At 62.6% G+C, this 20,527-nt stretch carries 20 protein-coding genes and 1 pseudogene; 13 read left to right on the plus strand and 8 right to left on the minus strand.

Features of this window, described 5'->3' with window-relative positions; genetic code table 11:
- The first annotated feature begins 4 nt into the window (after positions 1 to 4).
- The 7 genes from rsfS to RNA01_RS13700 all read left to right on the plus strand — a co-directional run bounded on the left by rsfS (position 5) and on the right by RNA01_RS13700 (position 6,292).
- Positions 5 to 454, plus strand: coding sequence for a ribosome silencing factor (gene rsfS / locus RNA01_RS13670; protein ID WP_147180867.1), 450 nt, complete (start codon positions 5 to 7; stop codon positions 452 to 454).
- Between the two features lie 111 nt (positions 455 to 565).
- Positions 566 to 1,048, plus strand: a complete 483-nt coding sequence (gene rlmH / locus RNA01_RS13675; RefSeq protein WP_147180777.1) for a 23S rRNA (pseudouridine(1915)-N(3))-methyltransferase RlmH — start codon at positions 566 to 568, stop codon at positions 1,046 to 1,048.
- 144 nt (positions 1,049 to 1,192) lie between these two features.
- Positions 1,193 to 2,605, plus strand: a complete 1,413-nt coding sequence (locus tag RNA01_RS13680; protein ID WP_371864069.1) for a murein hydrolase activator EnvC family protein — start codon at positions 1,193 to 1,195, stop codon at positions 2,603 to 2,605.
- Entirely contained in the window at positions 2,595 to 3,917 is a 1,323-nt protein-coding gene (locus RNA01_RS13685; protein ID WP_147180778.1) for a S41 family peptidase, read from the plus strand. Before RNA01_RS13680 ends, RNA01_RS13685 begins: the two co-directional genes overlap by 11 nt.
- Positions 3,918 to 3,981: 64 nt before the next feature.
- Complete coding sequence (locus tag RNA01_RS13690; RefSeq protein WP_147180779.1) at positions 3,982 to 5,175, plus strand: divergent polysaccharide deacetylase family protein; 1,194 nt, start codon at positions 3,982 to 3,984, stop codon at positions 5,173 to 5,175.
- A 9-nt stretch (positions 5,176 to 5,184) separates the two neighbouring features.
- Positions 5,185 to 5,712 (plus strand): RNA pyrophosphohydrolase, encoded by a 528-nt coding sequence (locus RNA01_RS13695; RefSeq protein WP_147180780.1) that lies wholly within the window; start codon positions 5,185 to 5,187, stop codon positions 5,710 to 5,712.
- A gap of 52 nt (positions 5,713 to 5,764) precedes the next feature.
- Positions 5,765 to 6,292, plus strand: coding sequence for a hypothetical protein (locus RNA01_RS13700; protein WP_147180781.1), 528 nt, complete (start codon positions 5,765 to 5,767; stop codon positions 6,290 to 6,292).
- A gap of 202 nt (positions 6,293 to 6,494) precedes the next feature.
- Here the strand turns inward: RNA01_RS13700 and bfr are convergent, their stop codons facing one another.
- From bfr to RNA01_RS24065, 5 genes and pseudogenes are all read right to left on the minus strand, one after another.
- Entirely contained in the window at positions 6,495 to 6,980 is a 486-nt protein-coding gene (bfr, locus tag RNA01_RS13705; protein WP_147180782.1) for a bacterioferritin, read from the minus strand.
- Between the two features lie 467 nt (positions 6,981 to 7,447).
- A pseudogene (locus RNA01_RS13710) lies at positions 7,448 to 7,842 on the minus strand ((2Fe-2S)-binding protein).
- A 65-nt stretch (positions 7,843 to 7,907) separates the two neighbouring features.
- Positions 7,908 to 11,246, minus strand: a complete 3,339-nt coding sequence (locus tag RNA01_RS13715; RefSeq protein WP_147180783.1) for an error-prone DNA polymerase — start codon at positions 11,244 to 11,246, stop codon at positions 7,908 to 7,910.
- Positions 11,243 to 12,766 carry a Y-family DNA polymerase gene (locus tag RNA01_RS13720; RefSeq protein WP_235916635.1) on the minus strand — a complete coding sequence of 508 codons (1,524 nt, stop codon included), beginning with the start codon at positions 12,764 to 12,766 and terminating at the stop codon, positions 11,243 to 11,245. Before RNA01_RS13720 ends, RNA01_RS13715 begins: the two co-directional genes overlap by 4 nt.
- Positions 12,693 to 13,625 (minus strand): ImuA family protein, encoded by a 933-nt coding sequence (locus RNA01_RS24065; RefSeq protein ID WP_235916626.1) that lies wholly within the window; start codon positions 13,623 to 13,625, stop codon positions 12,693 to 12,695. Before RNA01_RS24065 ends, RNA01_RS13720 begins: the two co-directional genes overlap by 74 nt.
- A 157-nt stretch (positions 13,626 to 13,782) precedes the next feature.
- Here RNA01_RS24065 and RNA01_RS13725 point away from each other — a divergent pair, with 157 nt between their 5' ends.
- Positions 13,783 to 14,250 carry a metallopeptidase family protein gene (locus tag RNA01_RS13725; protein WP_147180785.1) on the plus strand — a complete coding sequence of 156 codons (468 nt, stop codon included), beginning with the start codon at positions 13,783 to 13,785 and terminating at the stop codon, positions 14,248 to 14,250.
- 113 nt (positions 14,251 to 14,363) lie between these two features.
- Here RNA01_RS13725 and RNA01_RS13730 read toward each other — a convergent pair whose 3' ends face one another.
- The 3 genes from RNA01_RS13730 to RNA01_RS13740 form a co-directional block, all read right to left on the minus strand.
- The gene (locus RNA01_RS13730; RefSeq protein ID WP_147180786.1) at positions 14,364 to 14,786 is read right to left on the minus strand and encodes a GlcG/HbpS family heme-binding protein; all 423 of its coding nucleotides are present in this window, start codon (positions 14,784 to 14,786) and stop codon (positions 14,364 to 14,366) included.
- Between the two features lie 182 nt (positions 14,787 to 14,968).
- Entirely contained in the window at positions 14,969 to 15,175 is a 207-nt protein-coding gene (locus RNA01_RS13735) for a DUF1737 domain-containing protein (protein WP_147180787.1), read from the minus strand.
- Positions 15,172 to 16,083, minus strand: coding sequence for an HpcH/HpaI aldolase/citrate lyase family protein (locus RNA01_RS13740; RefSeq protein WP_147180788.1), 912 nt, complete (start codon positions 16,081 to 16,083; stop codon positions 15,172 to 15,174). The genes RNA01_RS13735 and RNA01_RS13740 overlap by 4 nt, the downstream gene beginning before the upstream one ends.
- 111 nt (positions 16,084 to 16,194) lie before the next feature.
- Between RNA01_RS13740 and RNA01_RS13745 the strand changes: the two genes are divergently transcribed.
- From RNA01_RS13745 to RNA01_RS13765, 5 genes are all read left to right on the plus strand, one after another.
- Positions 16,195 to 16,428 carry a hypothetical protein gene (locus RNA01_RS13745; protein ID WP_147180789.1) on the plus strand — a complete coding sequence of 78 codons (234 nt, stop codon included), beginning with the start codon at positions 16,195 to 16,197 and terminating at the stop codon, positions 16,426 to 16,428.
- A gap of 140 nt (positions 16,429 to 16,568) precedes the next feature.
- Complete coding sequence (gene leuD / locus RNA01_RS13750; protein ID WP_147180790.1) at positions 16,569 to 17,174, plus strand: 3-isopropylmalate dehydratase small subunit; 606 nt, start codon at positions 16,569 to 16,571, stop codon at positions 17,172 to 17,174.
- Between the two features lie 172 nt (positions 17,175 to 17,346).
- On the plus strand, positions 17,347 to 18,459 hold the full coding sequence (leuB, locus tag RNA01_RS13755; protein WP_147180791.1) for a 3-isopropylmalate dehydrogenase: 1,113 nt from the start codon (positions 17,347 to 17,349) through the stop codon (positions 18,457 to 18,459).
- Positions 18,460 to 18,581: 122 nt separating this feature from the next.
- Complete coding sequence (gene lpxE / locus RNA01_RS13760) at positions 18,582 to 19,337, plus strand: lipid A 1-phosphatase LpxE (protein ID WP_235916628.1); 756 nt, start codon at positions 18,582 to 18,584, stop codon at positions 19,335 to 19,337.
- Positions 19,338 to 19,598: 261 nt separating this feature from the next.
- Positions 19,599 to 20,474: an RNA polymerase factor sigma-32 gene (locus tag RNA01_RS13765; protein ID WP_147180792.1), complete on the plus strand. Its 876-nt coding sequence runs from the start codon at positions 19,599 to 19,601 to the stop codon at positions 20,472 to 20,474.
- The last annotated feature ends 53 nt before the right edge of the window (positions 20,475 to 20,527 follow it).

The following is a 20,527-nucleotide window of genomic DNA, read 5'->3' on the forward strand; positions in this document are numbered from 1 at the left end:
GGGAATCGCTTGGTGCTGTTATTCAAGGAAAGGCAGAACGCTGACAACAGTACACTCCAGGGGAAAGACGCACGCCGTCCTTCCGAAAAGCCCGGAACGTGGCGCTGATGCCGCAGACCGCGCGCTTGAGCTGGTCCTCGCAAGTCTCGAGGACTCCAAGGCCGAAGATATCGTCACCATCAACATCACCGGAAAATCTGCGCTGGGCGACTATATGGTCGTCGTCTCCGGGCGCTCGAACCGGCATGTGGCGGCGATCAGCGAGCACCTGATTTCCGACCTCAAGGACGAGGGCCTTGGCTCTCCCCGTGTCGAGGGCATGGAAACCGGCGATTGGGTGCTGATCGATACCGGTGACATCATTGTGCATGTTTTCCGTCCCGAAATCCGCGAGTTCTACAACATCGAAAAGATGTGGGCCGCTCCGGAAATCGAGGAAAGCACGCTGCACTGACACCGATGGCCCGTTGCCGCTGAACGCGACAGCAGCGAAGCCCTGACAAGCGGCAAGCGTCGTGCTTTTGCCGCTATGAGGGTTGCGCGGCCACGAATGAAGGATTGAGACATGCGCGTGGGCATCTATGCCGTGGGCCGGCTGAAAGCCGGACCGGAGAAGGAACTTGCGTCCCGCTATCTCGACCGCTTCGCCAAGGCAGGCCCCGCCTGCGGGCTTGAATTCCTCCGCTCGGTCGAAATCGCTGAAAGCCGCGCTTCCAACGCCGCCACCCGCAAGCGCGAGGAGGCCGCCGAACTGGTGAAGGCCATGCCGGATGGCGCTCTTGTCATCATCCTCGACGAACGCGGCAAGGCTCTCGACAGCCAAGAATTCGCCGACCTGATCGGTGATCACCGCGACCGTGGCCAGCGCGACCTGGCGATTGTCATCGGCGGCGCAGACGGCGTCGATCCCGAGCTGCGGGAAAAGACCAAGCTTGTCCTCAACCTCGGACGAATGACCTGGCCACATCAGCTGGTCCGCATCCTCGTCGCCGAGCAGCTCTACCGCGCCGTGACCATTCTCTCCGGTCACCCTTACCATCGCGTCTGATACCTCCGCACCCCGTTTCGCAGACGCCTTTGCGTGGCGGGGCAAATCAGCGTATTTTCCGCCGCGAACCGGAATAGCGCCTTGCGACACGACAACCGTCAATCCACCCCTGCCGCCCCAAGGATCCGTCGCCGCGCGCAACGGGTGGCGGCGCTTGCGTCAGCCGTTTTCGCCGGCGCGTCGCTTCTCGGTTTGTATGGTATCGCCGGCGCGCAGGCCCCCCCGCCGTCCGCGACCGCACCTCCGGCACCGGTGAAAGCGCCGGAGGGACAGGCGGAAAGCCCATCCGATGCTGAAGACGCTGCACTCGCCCTGCGCCAGAAACGCGACGAAGTCGGCAAAGAGCTGCAGGAGCTGGCCCGCTCGATGCGCGTCTCCGACGACAAGGCGGCGGAGCTCGAGCAAAGCATCTCCAAGCTTTCCAAGACGTCCGAGAGCATAAGGTCCGCGCTGATCGAATCGGCCGGGCGCCGCAAGGACCTGGAGCGCAAGATCGCTGCGGGGGAGAAGAAGCTCGCCGAGCTTGGGCTCAAGGAAGATGCCATCCGCGCCTCCTTCAGGGGTCGACGCGCCGTTCTGGCCGAAGTCCTGGCCGCCCTGGAACGCATGGGCCGCAATCCCCCGCCCGCTTTGCTCGTCAGCCCGGAGGACGCTCTCGCCTCGGTCAGAACCGCGATCTTGCTCGGGGCGGTCGTCCCGGGCATCCGCCACGAGACCGAAAAGCTCGCTGCCGATCTTGCTGAACTCGTCCGCCTGCGCCTCGAAGGCCAGAAGGAAACGGAGGCGCTCGTCGCCACCATCGCCAGCCGCCAGGAAGAGGAGCGGCACATGGACCTGCTGCTGGGCGAAAATGACCGGCTGTCGCAGCAGAACGCGCTGGAGCTGGCGACCGAGAAGCGCCGCGCCGAGGCGCTTGCCGCCCGCGCCTCCAGCATGGAAGGCCTGATCGCAAGCCTCGAGACCGAGATCCGCTCAGTGCGGGAAGCGGCTGAAAAGGCCCGTGCAGAGGAGGAGAAACTACGCAAGCTGAGCGAGGAGCAAAGGCAGAAGGCAAGGGAACTGGCGGCCTCTTCACTGCCCGATAAAAACCGCATTGCCCCCGCATACGCTTTCTCCGATCTGAAGCACAAGCTGGAGCTTCCGACGGCAGGAGAGACCTTGCGCCAGTTCGGCGATCCGGACGGGACAGGACACGAAGCCAAGGGTATGGTCATCGCTTCGGCGCCGGGATCGCTGGTGACCGCCCCCGCTGACGCCTGGGTCGTCTACGCCGGCGAGTTCCGCAGCTATGGGCAGATGATCATCTTGAATACCGGCGACGGCTATCATGTGGTATTGTCCGGTATGGACCGGATCAGCACGGCCCAGGGCAAGTTCGTTCTTTCCGGCGAGCCCTTGGCGGTGATGGGGGAAAAAAGAGTGGCGAGCGCTACGGCATTGGCGCTGGAAACGGATCGCCCGACCCTTTACATAGAATTTCGGAAAGATGGAAAGCCGGTTGATTCCCGTGAGTGGTGGACCGGTAGCGGCTCTGGAAAGGCACAGAATGATTCGTAGGGCTTCTCTTGTTCTCGTCGGTGCGCTCATGGGCGCGACGGCCATGAGCGTTCTCTATTCGGCCGGGATACCTGCGCAGGCCGCGGGCACTTCCACCTACAAGGAACTGTCGATCTTCGGCGACGTGTTCGAGCGCATCCGTGCGCAATATGTCACGCCACCGGATGAGGAGAAGCTGGTCGAGAATGCCATCAACGGCATGCTGACTTCGCTCGATCCGCATTCGGTCTACATGAACGCCAAAGATGCGGCTGACATGCAGACGCAGACGCGGGGCGAGTTCGGCGGTATCGGCATCGAGGTGACCATGGAAGATGACCTGGTCAAGGTCATCACCCCGATCGACGATACGCCCGGCGCCAAGGCCGGCATTCTTGCCGGAGACTTCATCTCCGAGATCAACGGCGAATCGGTGCGTGGCCTCAAGCTCGAGGAAGCTGTCGACAAGATGCGCGGCGCAGTCAACACGCCAATCAAGCTGGTGATCCTGCGCAAGGGCGCGGACAAGCCGATCGAAATGTCGATCGTGCGCGAAATCATCCCGATCCGCGCCGTCAAGTCGCGTGTCGAAGGCGATGTCGGCTATCTGCGTGTCATCTCGTTCACCGAGAAGACCTATGATGATCTCGAAGCCGCGATCGAAAAGATCAAGAAGGAAGTGCCGGCCGACAAGCTCAAGGGCTTCGTTCTCGACCTGCGCCTCAATCCGGGCGGCTTGCTTGACCAGGCGATCTACGTCTCGGACGCCTTCCTCGAACGAGGCGAAGTGGTATCGACCCGGTCGCGCAATCCGGAAGATACCCGTCGCTTCAACGCCACTGCAGGCGATCTGACCGACGGCAAGCCGCTCATCGTTCTGGTCAACGGCGGTTCGGCATCGGCATCGGAAATCGTCGCCGGCGCACTGCAGGACCTGAAGCGCGCCACGGTCGTCGGCACCCGGTCCTTCGGCAAGGGCTCCGTCCAGACCATCATCCCGATGGGTGAAAAGGGCGCACTTCGCCTCACCACGGCGCTCTATTACACGCCGTCGGGCCGGTCGATTCAAGGCACCGGCATCGAGCCGGACATCAAGGTCGAGCAGCCGCTGCCGGAAGAGCTTCAGGGCAAGGTTCGCTCTGAGGGTGAATCGGCGCTGAAGGGCCACATCAAGGGACAGAACGAGAGCGAGGAAGGCTCCGGCTCGATCGCCTATGTGCCACCGGAGGCCAAGGACGACATCCAGCTCAACTACGCGCTTGATCTCTTGCGCGGGGTCAAGACCGATCCGTCCTTCCCGGCCGATCCGACCAAGGCCGTCGTGACAAAGTAAGAAACGGGGCGCCGGAGCAATCCGGCGCCGCTTGCATTTGCGACCGACGGGAGCGGATAGAACCTTGAGCGCCGATCTCCACGCACCGCTCGGCCAAGGCCGAAAGCCGGCGAAAAAGCCGCGTCGCCGACCTTCCCTTTCGGGCGCGCTCGGCAGTCTGGCGCTTGTTTCCATCCTCGGCCTCTCCACCTATTCTGCCCTGACTCCCCTGCCGCTGCGTTATCTCTCCGAAGCCACACCTCCGTCAGACACCGCGCCCGGCCCCGCCGCGGTCGCGCCGGTCGGCACGGTCCCTGCAAAATCCGGGCAGAATCTCGCCACCAGTCGCCCGCTCGGCGGTGCCACGGTCGAGCGAACGGTGACCAATGATGGCTCCGTTGTTACCAAATTCTCCCCCAAACCCCGTGACGGCAAAGGCCCGGTGCTGATCGACAGCCGCAGCATCGGGCAGGACAGGCGCGTTGCGGCTCTTCCCAACGACGATCTGCTCGAGGACACGCCGGAAGGCCGCCTGCCAGTCATCGGCCCAGACGGCCTGAGGCCGTTCGAGCAGTATGCGCGCCCTTGGTCGGGCGCCCGGGCCACACGCATCGCCATCGTCGTCGGAGGCATTGGGCTGAGCCAGACCGGCAGCCAGCGCGCCATCCGCGACCTGCCGGAAGAGGTGACGCTCGCTTTCGCCTCGTCCGGCAACAGCCTCATGCGCTGGATGCAGGAGGCCCGCCGAAAGGGCCACGAGGTTCTGCTTCAACTGCCCATGGAACCCTTCGACTATCCGGCCAACAATCCCGGACGCGGCACCCTCTTGACCACAGACCCGCCGGCCGAGGCGCTCAAGAAACTGCATCAGGCCATGGGCAGCATCACCAATTACACCGGAATCATGAACTATATGGGCGCGCGCTACATGTCGGACGCGGCCGCCTTCGAGCCGGTCATGCGCGACATCGGTTCGCGGGGGCTGCTGTTCCTCGATGACGGATCGACCGCCCGCTCGCTGGCCGACGGCTTTGCCAAGGCGATCGGCATGCCGTATGCCAACGGCGATCTGCTGCTCGACGGTCAGCCGGAGAAGGCAGCCGTGCTCGCCAAGCTTGATGAATTGGAACGGATCGCCCGGCGCAACGGCCAGGCCATAGGCACAGCCTCCGCCTTCGACGAAACAGTCGCCGCGATCCGCCAGTGGAGCGATGAGGCCGCCGGACGCGGAATCGAAATCGTTGGCGTCTCCGCGCTCGCGGCCGATGAGCAACCGTAAGAGGACAGAATGGACAAGACCACAAGCCCGAAGCCAAGAGCCGAGGATCTGCCCTACCGCCCCTGCGTCGGCATCATGGTGCTGAACAGACAAGGCTTGGTCTGGGCCGGGCGCCGCATTCCCGAGGGCAACTCCGAGTTCGATGGTTCGCCCCAGCTTTGGCAGATGCCACAGGGCGGCATAGACAAAGGCGAAAGCCCGCTGCCGGCGGCCATGCGCGAGCTTTACGAGGAAACCGGGATGAAGAGCGTCTCGCTGCTTGCCGAAGCGGGCCGGTGGATCAACTACGATCTGCCTGCCGAATTGATCGGCATCGGCCTGAGGGGCAAATATCGCGGCCAGACCCAGCGCTGGTTCGCCTTCCGCTTTGATGGCGACGAAAGTGAGATCGCCATAAACCCGCCGCCGGGCGGCCACACCGCCGAGTTCGACGCCTGGGCCTGGAAACCTATGCGGGAGCTCCCTGAGCTGATCGTCCCCTTCAAGCGCGCTGTCTACGAGCAGGTCGTCGCGGAATTCGGTCACTTGGCGATGTGAGTGCTTGGTGGATTGGGTGACAGCCGCCGCAGAGGGTGACAGAAAGAGCGTTATGACAGTTGCACGATATGCGGATTATATGGGGGACCTGCGGGTCCTGCTTGGCGAGTTGGACAAGGAGCCGGACCGGTTTCAGACCTTCGACGTGCACATTGAATTGGCCGCCGCAGGCAAACTGATCGTCTATGAAACGCGGAAGCGCAAGGGCCAGACTGACAGCCTCTACTACGGCCGTTCAGGCCCCGGTGATGACAGCCGGCAGATCGCGCAGGGCGTGGCCTTCGCCGCAATCGATCATTTCATGACGCTTGGCCAGTTCGTCGCTCTGGATGGAAACCTGGGGAACCTCAAGGGCGAGAGAACCGGCGAGATCCTGTCGATCGGAGCGCAATACCCGTCGTGCGCCGTCAGCTTCGCATACCGTAAGAAGGGCCAACCCATGGCGAAGGCGATGTTCATGGTTTTTGTCGGCTTCAACGACGACGAGGATGCAGAACACTATGTCGCCGCGCTACCGGACCCTTCGGTGCTGGTGAGCAACCGTCCGCTCCGGTCCGACAAGGTGTATGAATGGAAGTGAGCCGGACCCGCCTTTTCGGATAGCCTCGGGACGTCCTGAACGAAGGGAGTTTGAGGCGTGGGCCGCACTTCTACCCCGGCTTTACGCCAAGGCCACCAACACTGGCCCTGGCAAGGCTGTTCAATCGTCGCCAAGCAAAAGCCCCGGCATCCGAAGACGACCGGAACGGAAGACCAACCGCCCGCCTGCGCGGGCAGGCGGACTATTGGGCGGAATCCGCCGGCTCGGCGTTCAGCTGGCCGTACTTCGCCTCGCCGATCTTCGACAACAGTTCCAGCTGGGTTTCGAGGAAGTCGATATGGCCTTCTTCGTCGCTGAGGAGTTCCTCGAACAACTTCATGCTGACATAGTCGCCGGCCTGGTAGCAGATGTCACGCGAGGCCTTATAGGCCATGCGGGCGTCATATTCTCCGGCAAGATCGGCTTCCAGCACTTCCTTGACGTTCTGGCCGATACGCAAGGGGGCAACGGTTTGCAGGTTCGGATGACCTTCGAGGAAGATGATGCGATCGATCAGCTTGTCGGCATGCTGCATCTCTTCGATCGATTCCGCCCGCTCCTTCTTGGCGAGCTTGGCAAAACCCCAGTCGCTGAGCAGGCGGTAGTGCAGCCAATACTGATTGACGGCGCCAAGCTCCAGGAAAAGCGCCTCGTTCAACCGTTCGATGACTTTCTGATCACCCTTCATAGCATATCCTCCCTCTGTAGTTGCGTTCGGATGAACCTAGATATGATCCATCCGGCTTATCGATGAACTCAAAACGGCTCCGACAGCCTTAAGTTCCTTTTCTAGCTTGGCGCATGTGGCGCTCGACGGAAATCGACCTGGACAAAATTTGGAGGAAACGACACACGACTTGCCGCGCGATACCCGCCACGGTCGACACCGTTCCCTGGCCTTCGACCGGTTGCTCCCGCCCGGACCGACGGCGACATTGAAAACGAGCCGGAAAGCCCGGCGCTCCGTAAACCCTGAGCGGGCGATGCGGATTTGCAGGTCACGGGCCAACTCATACAATCCGTCACTTCAACGATAGCCGATCCGGTCCATGAACAAATACAGGTCATGCGACGATAAGCAAGAAAAGGGCAACTCGGCGAACGAAAGTATCGGCGCCTCCCCTGGCAGCAGGCACCACAAGAGCGCGACAAAGGTCAGGCGATACGGGCGGCGCTCTGGCGACGCTCAATGCCTGCGGCCCTCTGCTCCTCGTGGAAACGCTTCAGACGTTCCATGAAATCGACCACGTCCGCGCCATCGGTCTGGCGAGAAGCATGATATTCCTCGGTAGTGCGGATGATGAGGTCGACGACATTGGGAAAACAGCCGCAGCAACGGCCACGCTTGCCCATGGCGTGGTAGATCTTGGCTGGCACAATCAACTGCCAACAGTCCTCGTCAAGGAGTTCGTTGATGACGTCCTTGATGTCCTTGTCGGTGATATAATTGCAGCTGCAGACCAGCATGGCGACCACGCACTTCCAAACATGACTTTCAGCCACTCCTTTCTGCTAAACAGGATGCGTCTTGTCAAGAAAATTTCACGCAGTCCCCTGCCGTGCCTTTACAGCGCGGATTTCCCTCTCTTCCGCTGTCCCCTCTGCCCACGCCTGCTCAGTGAAAGTTGCGCCCTTTCGGCATGACCTGGCCCACTTCCCCGGCCAGATCGGGAGCATCCCGGATCAACTGCGCCAATGATCCGCTCGACTTTCCATCATCCCGGCGCTCGTTGAGCGGGCAATGCGCCTCGCCGGCATTGGCAAGCCCACTGAAATCCTTGAGTGCCTCGCGAAGCAGGCTAAGCTTTCCGCTGGCATCGACCACTCGTTCGGCGACCACGTGAATGACCCCGTCGGCCTTCTGCAGCCGCCCGCGGACCCGCACCAACCGAGCCCCCATGACGATCGAACGGTACCGCTCGAAGATTTTCGGCCAGATGATGACATTGGCGACGCCGGTCTCGTCCTCGAGCGTCATGAAGATCACCCCCCTGGCCGAGCCCGGCCGCTGACGCACCAACACGAGGCCGGCGACATCGACGCGACGCCCATTGGCTTCATCCTCCAGCGCCGATGAGGTGAGGATGCCGGCACTGGCAAACTCATCGCGCAGGAAGGAGAGCGGATGAGCCTTCAGCGACAGCGACAGCACGCGATAATCGTGAATGACCTGTTCACCCAGCGGCATCATGGGCAGGTCAACCTTCGCCTCGGCCTGCACCTCGCCCCCCCTCACCTCGGAAAACAGCGGCAGATGCTCGACCGCCGCCTGATGGTCGAGCGCCTGCGCCGCCCAGAGCGCCTCGCGCCGGCTCAACCCCAGCGAAGCGAAGGCATCCGCGTCCGCAAGCCGCTCGATCACCGCCCGCGACAGACCGGTCCGCATCCAGAGGTCACGGACCGAGACATAACCACGGCCGCGGCGCGCGACGAGAAGGCCCATGTCCGCCTCCGACAGGCCCTTCACCTGGCGGAAACCGAGCCGCAGCGCCCGGGCGCTCAAGATCACCTTGCGCATCGATGCGTGTCGCGCTGAAAGACGGCGTGCGTCAAACCCGCTCTTCTCCAGGTCGCTGTTCCATGCCGAGGCGTTGACGTCGACCGGGCGGACCTCGACCCCGTGCTCACGGGCATCACGCACCAGTTGGGCTGGCGCATAGAAACCCATCGGCTGGGAATTGAGCAGCGCCGCGCAGAAGACATCCGGATAGAAGGCCTTGATCCAGGCGGAGGCATAGACCAGGAGCGCGAAGGAGGCGGCATGGCTTTCCGGAAAACCGTATTCGCCAAAGCCCTCGATCTGGCTGAAACAGCGCTCGGCGAATTCGCGCGTATAGTCGCGCTGCAACATGCCGTCGAGAAAACGCTGCCGGAAATCGGCGACCTGCCCAGTCCTGCGGAAAGTCGCCATGGCTCGGCGCAACTGATCGGCTTCAGCCGGTGTAAAGCCGGCGGCGGTAATGGCGATCTGCATCGCCTGTTCCTGGAAGAGCGGCACGCCCAGCGTCCTCTTCAGCACCGCCTCGAGCTCCGGCTTCGGATAATCGATCACCCGCCCCTCCTCCTTTTCCTTGCGGTTTTTCAGATAGGGATGGACCATATTGCCCTGGATCGGCCCCGGCCGGACGATCGCCACCTCGATCACCAGATCATAAAATTCCCGAGGCTTCAGGCGCGGCAGCATACTCATCTGCGCTCGGCTCTCGATCTGGAAAACGCCGAGCGTATCGGCCCGGCAGATCATGTCATAGACCTCCGGCCGGTGATCCTCGAAAAACGAGGCGAGTGTCATCCGCTTCCCGTAATGATCAGCCAGAAGCTTGATCGCCTTGGCGAGACAGGTGAGCATGCCGAGCGCCAGGACATCGATCTTCAGGATCTTCAGCGTGTCGAGATCGTCCTTGTTCCACTCGACCATATAGCGCCCGTCGGCCGTATTCATGATCGGCACGACCTCGTCGAGCCGATCGCGGGTGATGACGAAACCGCCGACATGCTGGGAGAGGTGACGCGGAAAGCCCATCAGGGTCGAGGCGTAGTCGAGCACGCGGCGGGTCGTCGGATCGGCAAGATCAAGCCCTGCGGCCTTCGCCTCGCGTTCGGACAGATCTGCCGTCGACCATCCCCAGATCGATCCGGAAAGCGCCGTCTGTACATCTTCGGAAAGGCCGAAAACCTTGGCCGCCTCGCGCCCCGCCGAACGCGCCCGGTAGTTGATGACCGCCGCCGTCAGCGCCGCATGCTCGCGCCCATAAGTGCGATAGATGAACCGGATCACTTCATCTCGCCGCGCGTGCTCGAAATCGACGTCGATATCCGGCGGTTCGTCGCGCTCGGTCGAGATGAAGCGGTCAAACAGAAGCGTGGTTTTCTCCGGGTTCACCTCGGTAATCCCGAGGCAATAGCAAACGGCGGAATTGGCAGCCGACCCGCGCCCCTGACAGAGAATACCCTCGGAGCGGGCGAAACCGATAATGCGGTGAACGGTAAGGAAATAGGGTTCGTAGCGCTTCTCTCCGATCAGGTTCAGCTCGTATTCGAGGAGGTCGGCGATCTTCTGGGGGATCCCGTTCGGAAACCGCTGGGCCGCCCCTTCGTAGGTCAGCCGGCGCAAGGCCCGCTCCGACGTCTCGCCGTCGATCACCTCGTCGGGATATTGATGACTGAGTTCGTCGAGGGAAAAATTAAGCCGACTAAAGAACTCGACTGTGGCGGTGATCGCCTGCGGGTGGGAACGGAAAAGCCGCGCCATTTCCCCAGGCTCCTTCAGATGCCGCTCGGCATGGGCATGAAGCCGGAAACCGGCATCGGCCACCGTCACATGGGCGCGGATCGCTGTGACGACATCGGCCAGCGGCTTGCGCGCGGGCTCATGGTAGAAAGGATCATTGCTGGCGATCAGCGGAAGCGCGAACCGGCGCGCCATTTCCTCGATCCGACGGAAAGCCAGCCGATCGAGCCCATCATAGCGGGGAATGAGCGCGAGATAGAGGCGGTCGTCCAAAGGCGGCACCAGCCGTGCAAGACGTGCACAATAATCCTCGATCTGCGCCTCTGTCGCAAAGGAGGGCACCATCGCCGCGACCATCAGATCCGCCGCCCATTCGACGAGATCGCTTTCGTAAAGCGTGCACACACCCTTGTCGGAACGCAGGTTGCCGGCGCTCAGCATTCGGCACAGATTGCCCCAGCCGCGCCGGTTGACCGGATAGGCGGCGAGCTCCGGCGTACCGTCGGCAAAGACGAGCCGCGCCCCGGGCCGGAAGGCATAACCCTTGACCCTGGCCACTGCATGCATGCGCACCACCCCGGCAACCGTATTGCGGTCGGCAAGGCCCAGGCCGGCAATGCCGATCCGGGCCGCGGTCGCAACCATCTCCTCCGGATGCGACGCGCCCTCCAGAAAGGAGAAATTGCTCCGGCAGCCGATTTCGAAGAAGGCCGGCGCGCTCATGCGAAAATGCCCTGCATGAACCAGCTCGGCCGGTCGGATCCACGCTCGTAAAGCCCCTGGCGAAAGAGCCAGAAACGATGGCCGGCGCTCACCTCGATACGGAAATAGTCGCGCGGCAATGCCTCCTCCCCGTCGATCCACCATTCCGGCGCCAGCCGCTCCGGCCCCTCGGCGCGAACGACCCGGTGCTGGGCCCGGCGCCAGCGAAAACTGGCGGGCGGACCATCCGGCACCTCAGCGGTAACGTCGACCGGTTCCGGATGGGCAAGGAGCCGGATCGGCCGCTCGCTACGGACCGGCGGACCGGCGACATCGGCAGGCGCCGCCGCAGCATCGGCAAACGGCGCAAGGCTCGATGCCCGCTCCGGCCAATGGCTTTGATGGGAGACAGGCAGCGTAAGACAACCTTCGCCGAAGCGCGCCGTCACCCGATCGACGAAATCGAGCGCAGCATCCGCCTCTTTCGTGCGGACGCCGAAAGCGCCTTGCGTCCCAGCCAGGATTTCCGTGCGCAATACGTTGAGCCGAACGATCTCGAAGCCGAAGCCGGCATCGAGATCGTCGTGCAGGACGGACAGACGTTCGGTAAACAGAGCCTTGATGCGGGCGGCATCACGAAGCGGGGAGGCCGCGCCGATGCCGATCCGAAAGACCCGGCCGTCCACGCGGAAAAGCAGCAGCTCGAACAGGCGTCCCCCCTCACCCCGTGCCTCCAGCCCAGATTTCAAACCGGCCGCCAGCCGCCCTGTCAGATCGAGGATCACCTCCTCGTCGCGGATCGGATCGGCCAGCCGCCGTTCGACCGACAGAAGGGCGATCGGCCGGCGGGGCACGATCGCCTCCCCCTCCCGTCCCAGCGCCTGGTCGAGCCGAACGAGGAGTCCTGGCCCGAAGCGCCGCGTCAGGGGACCGCGCGGCGCCGCCAGAAGGTCGCCCACCTGCTTGAGGCCGACGCGCGCCAATGCGGCGGCCACGTTAGCCTCGATCCGCAGCGCGCTGAGCGGCAAGGGCGAAAGAACGCCGATCGTTTCGCTGTCGGCGACGACACGATCGCGGAAAAAACGGGCAACCGCCCAGGAAAGCCCTGGCGCAGAGGAGATCGCGCCCCGCGCATCGAGCCCCAGTTGCGCGAGCCGATCGAGCAGATCGCCGATCAAGGCCGCCTCGCCGCCGAACAGATGGGCGCAACCGGTGATGTCGAGCAAAAGGCCGTCCGCACCATCGAGCGCCACCAGCGGCGTATAGCGGTCGCACCAGTCGGCGATCGCCTCAAGAAAGCGGCGGTCGGCCGGTGGGTCATTCTCGGCGACGTCCAGCGTCGGGCAGATGGCACGCGCCTCCGCCAGTGCCTGGCCGACCTGCAAGCCAATCGTCTCGGCTTTTTCGTCGAGCGCCGTCAATCGCATGGCATTGGCGACCCGCCCGGCGCAAACGACCGGCGGATGGTCAGGACGCTCGGTCGAACGCCACGATAGTCCCCAGCGCCGGCGCGCCAGCCGATCGGTCGAAAGGCGGGGCAACCAGAGCGCCAGGATGCGCCGACCGGAAAGCGCGCCCTGCCCCGGCGTGAAGGGGAGTTGCGGGATAAAATTGGCGGTCATGTCTATTCCACTCCAAGATGAGTTCGTGGGAAACCCCGAGCCGGCTCTTTTCCGGAATGAGGCGAAAAACGGAATTGCCGATGCTGCCGCCAAACATCGATCCATCGGGGAGACGCCGCGTTGCCGCCGGCGCGGGTTCGACAAGCAGGCGAAGAGAAGCGCTGCTCGCCTCCTCCTCTCCACCCTGCCGCAAGAGAAGAAGAAAGCCGCCGGAACCCCGCGCCTTGAGGCTGAGGCGCCGGCTTTCGGTCAAACCGAAACCGCGCGGATTGCCGGCAACCTCCAGCATCACTGCCGAGAATCCACCGCATGAAAGCGCCGCATCGGCCAGCCACAACGCGTCCTCCAAACGTTGCGGCATGGCGTAGACGAGTTCACCGGGCCGCAAGCCATAATCGGCCAGCCCTGCCGCATGGGGCAGGCCAACTTCACGCGCGACGAAGCGGTCGCCGATCCACAGCACCCTCTGCCCCGGTCGAGTGGGGCAGCAGGAAAGGCAGAGCCCCAACCCGAAACCGCTGACCGCCCCCGCATCCCTGAACTGCCCGCCGCGGGCCTCGATCATCGCGCCCGTCGGAAAGCCTTCGGGCAGGAGATTTTCGAGGTGCCCCGCCTCCAATCCAATCGCGGAGCCGGTCGCAAAGGAAGCGGGCTCCGGCCGATCGCCGACATCCCCCGTGACCGGCTCCAGCCCGCCGGAAAACGACTTCCCCTCGATCTTGGCTATGGCTTCGCGCAAGGCAACAAGCCTCTCCTGCGCCAGAGCAGTCACGCCCATGACGTCTCTCCTGCTGGAATGTTCTCTATATGTTCCTATGGATTCCAGAGCTTGGCAAAAGAGTCAACCGGATTCAGTGTGAATTTATTCCTCGACAGAATTCCCACTCGAAAAGCCGGGCCAAAGGTCCTATATGAGAGCGAAGTAAGGAGTACCGATGGCCCGTATCGACCAGACCGAAGATTGGCGCGAACGCCATGCCCCGACGATCAGCACTTTCGAGTCGCTGGCAATTGAGGCCTATGGTCATTTGCCGGAGGAATTCCGCGCGCTGACCGGCAATCTGATCATCGAGATCGCCGATTTCCCCACCGACGAAGTGTTCGAGGACATGGCGCTCGAAACGCCCTTCGACCTGCTCGGCCTGTTCGAGGGGCGCGGCATTTCCGAGCGTTTCACCATGGAAACCGGCGAGATGACGAACCGCATCACGCTCTACCGCCGTCCGATTCTCGACTACTGGGCTGAGAACGAGGAAACCTTGGGCGACATTGTCACCCATGTGCTGATCCATGAGATCGGCCATCATTTCGGCCTGTCCGACGACGACATGGAACGGATCGAGGAAAGTGCCGAAGATGCCGCCGCTGAATCCGACGACATCTCCGCTTCGCTGAAAGACTAGAGCAATTCCAGCAAAAGTGCGTAGCGGTTTTGCGTCCGGAATTGCGTAAAAACAAACAGACAGAGCATCGCAGGCGACTCAGTTTTCGCCTGTGATACGCCAGCCGATCAGGTTCAACGCATCGCGAGAAAGTGGGCGATGCCCGCTTCCGCGCATTGCAGATCCTGCGTCGGCGTGCCGGAGCTGATGCCGATGCCGCCGACCACCTCGCCGTCGACAGCAACCGGCAGACCACCACCCACCACCATCAGCCGGCCACCGATCGCCGAGTGAATGCCGAAGGTCGGGTTGCCCGGCTGGCTGGCCGCACCGTATTCATGCGTCGCCTTCTTCGCCGCCGCGGCCGTGAAAGCCTTGTCTATGGCGATCGTCGTGCTTGTCACCTTGCCGCCGTCCATCCGCTCGAAGGCAATGAGCTGCCCGCTCTCGTCGGTCACGGCAATGCACATCGGCACGCCGATCTCGCGCGCCTTGTCGCGTGCGCCGGCAATCAGAAGATAGGCATCGGAAATATCGAGGCGTCGAATGGTGATCACGGAATTCTCCTGCAAACGTGGGGGGCTGGGCGCCGCGGCCGCATTCGACCGGACCGTCCGGCGAGGACCATGGCCGCAATCGACATCTCAGGACAAGGTTGCCTGGGGGAAAAACACCTGTGCCAGCGAGCAGGACACCGGCGAGCCGGAAACCACCTCTGGCGTCTGACCGCCCAGGCCTTTTACTGCTCCGTGAGCTTCTTGCCGGGATCGTAATCCCGACCCTCGATGGTCTTGGTGACCGCCTGACCACAGGTCACCACGCCCGTCTGGGCATTGAAGGTGAGCGCCGGCGAGCCGGCAAGCTCCCAGCCGTCATTGAGCGCTGCCGTCACGCGATGGCAGAAGGCCGAATCGTCCGGGCCGGTGATGAAACGATAGAGCTTCATGCTGTCTTGCCTTCTCTTTCCTGAATAACCTGCGCTTTGGCGAGCAGCCGCTCGGCCTGGTCGAGATGCAGCCGCTCAACCATATGACCGTCGAGGTTGATGACATTGAGGCCCGCGGTCGCCGGATCAGCAAAAGCGGCAACAATCGCCTTCGCCTCGGCCTTCGCCTCGGCCGAAAAACCGAAATGCCGGTTGGCGCCGTCGATCTGCGCGGGATGGATCAGCATCTTGCCGTCAAAGCCCATCGCGCGGCCCTGCGCGCACTCGGTCTCATAGGCATCGAGCACCCTGAATTCGTTCGACACGCTGTCGATCGCGTCAAGTCCGTAAGCGCGGGCGGCCAGGATCACCTGCATGAGGAAAGGCACGAGATAGGTCCGCCCCGGTTCTGGCAGAACCCCGGTCTCTTTTCTCAGATCGTTCAGCCCGACGACGAAACAGTCGAGCAGCCCGCCGGCGGTACGCCCCGATCCGGCGATCGCCGCCGCGTTCAATACACCGCGCGGCGTTTCGATCATCGCCCAGATCCTGAGACTTTCCGTCGCATCCGATTCAGCCAGGAGATCGGCGACATGCTGGATATCGTCCGGCCCGTCGACCTTGGGCAAGAGCACAGCATCCGGCCGGCAGGCGATAACCGCCGCCATGTCCTCAGCGAAGAATTCGGTATCGAGCCCGTTCACCCGGATGATCGCCTCGCGACCAGAAAGCGGCGTCTCGGCGAAGAAACGCCTTAGATTCTCGCGGGCCTCGGCCTTTTTCTCCGGTGCGACGGAATCCTCCAGGTCGAAGATGACGGCGTCACAAGCCAGTCCATGGGCCTTCTCGAGCGCCCGGGCATTGATCGCCGGAACGCTGAGAACAGAGCGGCGCAGCCGCGCGGGGTGATGGGAATTGATCGATTTCATGACGAAACTTCTGCCAAGCTTTCGTCCGCCACGCAAGGCGACATTTCCCGCGAAGCCCTTGCATTCGACGGGCAGAAGGACCACCTTGGTGTGCAAGAAAGGATTGCCATCATGCACAATCTCCGTTCCGTCGCCATCGCCGCAGTCGGCATCGTCGTTCTCGCCATCGCGGCCGCCTTCACCGTCTCGCTGACGCTGATCGCCGGCGCCGTGTTGACGCTCACGCTCGCCGCCCGCATGTTGACCCTGCGGCCGAAAAAGACGCCGGTCTATGCCAAGGCGAAATCGCAGGCCCGCGAGATGCGCGTCTGGAATGACGGCCGCGGCACAATCATCGATCTATGAGGCCACCTTCGCGGGTTGCTCGATAAACTGGCATTTCGATGCCCGGGCGTACCCGTTCGGCCAATAAAGGCCTTCAAATCTGCGCGATTTTGCTCTAAGGGCAGCTGAATTCCTGAATAGCATTCCGAAGGCAGGGTCTGATGGAAAAGTTCGTAAAGCTCACCGGCGTCGCAGCACCTCTTCCGGTCGTCAATGTCGATACCGACATGATCATTCCGAAGGACTATCTGAAGACCATCAAGCGCACCGGTCTCGGCACGGGTCTGTTCGCCGAGGCGCGCTACAAGGAAGATGGCTCGGAAAACCCCGACTTCGTCCTCAACAAGCCGGCCTATCGCAATGCCCAGATCCTTGTCGCCGGTGACAATTTCGGCTGCGGATCGTCGCGCGAGCACGCGCCATGGGCGTTGCTCGACTTCGGCATTCGTTGCGTCATCTCCACCTCGTTCGCAGACATTTTCTACAACAACTGTTTCAAGAACGGTATCCTGCCGATCGTCGTCAGCCAGGAAGATCTGGACAAGCTGATGGATGACGCTGGCCGCGGCTCCAACGCCGTACTGACGGTCGATCTGGAATCCCAGGAAATCACCGGCCCGGACGGTGGCACGATCAAGTTCGACATCGATGAGTTCAAGCGCCACTGCCTGCTGAACGGTCTCGACGACATCGGCCTGACGCTGGAAAAGGCCGCGAGCATCGCCGCCTTCGAAAAGACCAACGCCCAGACCCATCCCTGGGCCTGAGCCGCAACCCGCCCGGCGTGGGATCGGCGTGCCGATCATGCCGGGCCGATCGCGCCGACTTGTCCGCTACGGCCGCCTCCCACCGTACCGTTCTGCCGCTGACTGTCCTTGAACGGCAGGCTTTTGCCCGATAGAAGGCGGCAACTCTTTTCCGCAAGCCAGGGAGGCTTCCATGACACAGCGTAATATCTTCCTTCTGCCCGGCGACGGCATCGGTCCGGAAGCCATGGGCGAGGTCCGCAAGATCATCGCCTATATGAATGCCGAGCAAGATGCAGGCTTCATTACCGACGAGGGCCTGGTCGGCGGCTCGGCCTATGACGCCCACGGCGTTGCGATCTCTGAAGATGACATGGCCAAGGCGATGAGCGCCGATGCCGTGTTGTTCGGCGCCGTCGGCGGCCCGAAGTGGGATGACGTGCCTTATGAGGTTCGCCCGGAAGCCGGACTGCTGCGCCTGCGCAAGGATCTCGAACTGTTCGCCAACCTGCGCCCGGCAATCTGCTACCCGGCGCTCGCCTCCGCTTCCTCGCTGAAGCCGGAACTGGTCGAAGGCCTCGACATCCTGATCGTCCGCGAACTGACCGGCGGCGTTTATTTCGGCGAACCGAAGACCATCACCGATCTCGGCAACGGCCAGAAGCGCGCCATCGACACCCAGGTCTATGACACCTATGAGATCGAGCGCATCGCCTCGGTCGCCTTCGAGCTGGCGCGCACCCGCAAGAACCGTGTCTGCTCGATGGAAAAGCGCAACGTCATGAAATCGGGCGTGCTGTGGAACCAGGTGGTCACTGAAACCCACAAGGCCAAGTATCCCGACGTCCAGCTCGAGCACATGCTGGCCGATGCCGGCGGCATGCAACTGGTTCGCGCGCCCAAGCAGTTCGACGTCATCGTCACCGACAACCTGTTCGGCGACATGCTGTCTGATGTCGCCTCGATGCTGACCGGTTCGCTCGGCATGCTGCCATCGGCTTCGCTCGGAAGCCCCGATCCGAAGACCGGCAAGCGCAAGGCCATGTATGAGCCGGTCCACGGCTCGGCACCCGACATCGCCGGCCAAGGCATCGCCAATCCGATCGCCATGATCGCCTCGTTCGCCATGTGCCTGCGTTATTCCTTCAACATGGTGAAGGAAGCCGATAACCTCGAGAAGGCGATCGCCACCGTGCTCGACAAGGGTATTCGCACCGGCGACATCATGGGCGAGGGTTGCACGAAGGTCGGCACCGCCGAAATGGGCGACGCCATCCTCGCCGAGTTCAAGGCACTGTCCGCCTGAGACTTGACACTACGCCTCTTGCAATTCGCAGCCGCGGCAACCATCTTGCCGCGGCTGCATGTCATTCGGACAGCCTTTTCTGGGCCCTCAAAATGGCAAAATGAAACGGACGGAAGACGCACGTGAAGGGCATCGAACGGATCAAGATCTGGCTGAAGAGGCGCCGCGACCTCAATCAGCACCCGCCGGCACCGCATTACTGGCAGATCTTCGCCATCGTCGCCGCCAATCTGGTTATCCTCTCCTTCCTGATCTTCGACGAGCCGGTCGGCGCCTCCCGCCACAGGGATATTTTCACACGCTCGCTCGGCAAGATGATCACCGATTTCGGCAGTTCCGGTTGGATCCTGACGGCCTCGGTCATGCTGCTGCTGACCGGATTTGCCTCTTACCGGCTGTCACGCGGTGGAAAGCAGCGCTTCCGCGCGCTCTATATCGCCCAAATCGGCGCCTATTCCTTCCTCGCCGTCGCGCTGTCGGGACTTTCGGCCAACCTCATCAAGCGGGTCATCGGTCGCGCCCGGCCCGGCCAGTTCGATGACTGGGGTTCGTTCGGCTTCTCTCCGTTCGCCGGTTCACGTTTCGAGAGCTTCCCCTCCGGCCACGCGACCACGGTCGGCGCCATCTTCATGATGCTGATTCTGCTTCTGCCGCGTTTTCGGCTCGCCTTCATCCTGCTAGCCTTATGGATGGGATTCAGCCGCGTCATGGTCGGCGCCCATTATCCAAGTGATGTGATCGCCGGGCTTGCCTACGGCGCCTGGTTTTCGCTTCTGCTTGCCAATATCTTCGCCCGCTATCGTCTGGTCTTCATGCCGGACGCCAAGGGCTGGCCAACGCCGCGTCTCACGCTGCTGCCGACGAAAGCCGTGGCCTGAACTTCCCCCCTACCGCCTCCGCACGGACCGCACCCGTCATCACAACTGCGTGAGAATATGCGCAGGAACGGACATTCGACATGCACCTGTCGAACCGAATACCCATCTTCGTCGTAGGCTCTTTTGAACGTGTCCGACTCGCCTCTTGCCTTCGCCCGGAATTGCCCTACGCGCGATGGAACTTGGGTGGCTCTGGCCCGTTCATAGTGGAGTGCCGCTACAAGACTCCCCGTCGTGATCGAACCGCTCATGGAGAAACCGATGAAAGCCATGTCCGCCGACAGACACATTATCCGATTTGCAATGGCTCAGCCCTATCTCGAGCGTCAGGAAGAGCTGGACCTCGCCATCCGCTGGAAGGACAACCACGATCAGGAGGCGCGCAACCGTATCGCCCATGCACATATGCGTCTGGTGGTTGCCATGGCCGCCAGGTTTCGTGGCTTCGGCCTGCCGCTCAACGACCTGATACAGGAAGGCTATATCGGCTTGCTGGAGGCCGCCGCGCGTTTCGAACCCGCCCGCGAGGTGCGTTTTTCCACCTATGCCGGCTGGTGGATCCGCGCCTCGATGCAGGACTATATCCTGCGCAACTGGTCGATCGTGCGTGGCGGTACGAGTTCTTCGCAGAAGGCGCTGTTCTTCAACCTGCGTCGGTTGCGAGCCAAACTCGCGCAGGGCGACCAGCGCCTGAGCGACCAGGCCATCCACCAGGAGATCGCCTCCGCGCTCGGCGTCAGTCTGGCCGACGTTCAATCGATGGACGCCCGGCTCTCCGGAGCCGATGCCTCGCTGCAGGCCCCGATCAGGGGTCGCGACGGCGATAGCGGCGAACAGATGGAAATGCTGGAAAGCGGCGACCTGCCGCCGGACGAACAGGTGAGTGGTATCATCGACGGTGAACGCTGGCACGGCTGGCTGAAAGACGCCATGACCGAACTCAACGAGCGGGAAAACCGCATCATCAAGGCCCGCCGCCTATCCGAGGCGGGCGCGACCTTGGAGGAACTCGGCGTCGAACTTGGCATTTCCAAGGAACGCGTTCGCCAGATCGAAACCCGGGCACTGGAGAAGCTGAAGGCCGCGTTGACACACTACGGCCAGAGCGCCGGGCGGACCCCGGAATTGGCCTTTTAACCAACACATCCATCAAGATGAGAGAGAAGGCCGGTTCAGACCGGCCTTTTCCG

Source organism: Paenirhizobium naphthalenivorans, assembly GCF_007992095.1.
In the GTDB taxonomy this organism is placed as follows: domain Bacteria; phylum Pseudomonadota; class Alphaproteobacteria; order Rhizobiales; family Rhizobiaceae; genus Allorhizobium; species Allorhizobium naphthalenivorans.

Excerpts from the sequence above, each read along its gene's own strand:
- RNA01_RS13700 (WP_147180781.1), top strand. The coding sequence starts at position 5,765 with ATGACAGTTGCACGATATGCGGATTATATGGGGGACCTGCGGGTCCTG.
- RNA01_RS13740 (WP_147180788.1), bottom strand. The coding sequence starts at position 16,083 with ATGAAATCGATCAATTCCCATCACCCCGCGCGGCTGCGCCGCTCTGTT.
- bfr (WP_147180782.1), bottom strand. The coding sequence starts at position 6,980 with ATGAAGGGTGATCAGAAAGTCATCGAACGGTTGAACGAGGCGCTTTTC.
- RNA01_RS24065 (WP_235916626.1), bottom strand. The coding sequence starts at position 13,625 with ATGGGCGTGACTGCTCTGGCGCAGGAGAGGCTTGTTGCCTTGCGCGAA.
- leuB (WP_147180791.1), top strand. The coding sequence starts at position 17,347 with ATGACACAGCGTAATATCTTCCTTCTGCCCGGCGACGGCATCGGTCCG.
- RNA01_RS13695 (WP_147180780.1), top strand. The coding sequence starts at position 5,185 with ATGGACAAGACCACAAGCCCGAAGCCAAGAGCCGAGGATCTGCCCTAC.
- RNA01_RS13735 (WP_147180787.1), bottom strand. The coding sequence starts at position 15,175 with ATGAAGCTCTATCGTTTCATCACCGGCCCGGACGATTCGGCCTTCTGC.
- leuD (WP_147180790.1), top strand. The coding sequence starts at position 16,569 with ATGGAAAAGTTCGTAAAGCTCACCGGCGTCGCAGCACCTCTTCCGGTC.
- RNA01_RS13725 (WP_147180785.1), top strand. The coding sequence starts at position 13,783 with ATGGCCCGTATCGACCAGACCGAAGATTGGCGCGAACGCCATGCCCCG.
- RNA01_RS13715 (WP_147180783.1), bottom strand. The coding sequence starts at position 11,246 with ATGAGCGCGCCGGCCTTCTTCGAAATCGGCTGCCGGAGCAATTTCTCC.
- RNA01_RS13685 (WP_147180778.1), top strand. The coding sequence starts at position 2,595 with ATGATTCGTAGGGCTTCTCTTGTTCTCGTCGGTGCGCTCATGGGCGCG.
- rlmH (WP_147180777.1), top strand. The coding sequence starts at position 566 with ATGCGCGTGGGCATCTATGCCGTGGGCCGGCTGAAAGCCGGACCGGAG.
- RNA01_RS13765 (WP_147180792.1), top strand. The coding sequence starts at position 19,599 with ATGAAAGCCATGTCCGCCGACAGACACATTATCCGATTTGCAATGGCT.
- RNA01_RS13745 (WP_147180789.1), top strand. The coding sequence starts at position 16,195 with ATGCACAATCTCCGTTCCGTCGCCATCGCCGCAGTCGGCATCGTCGTT.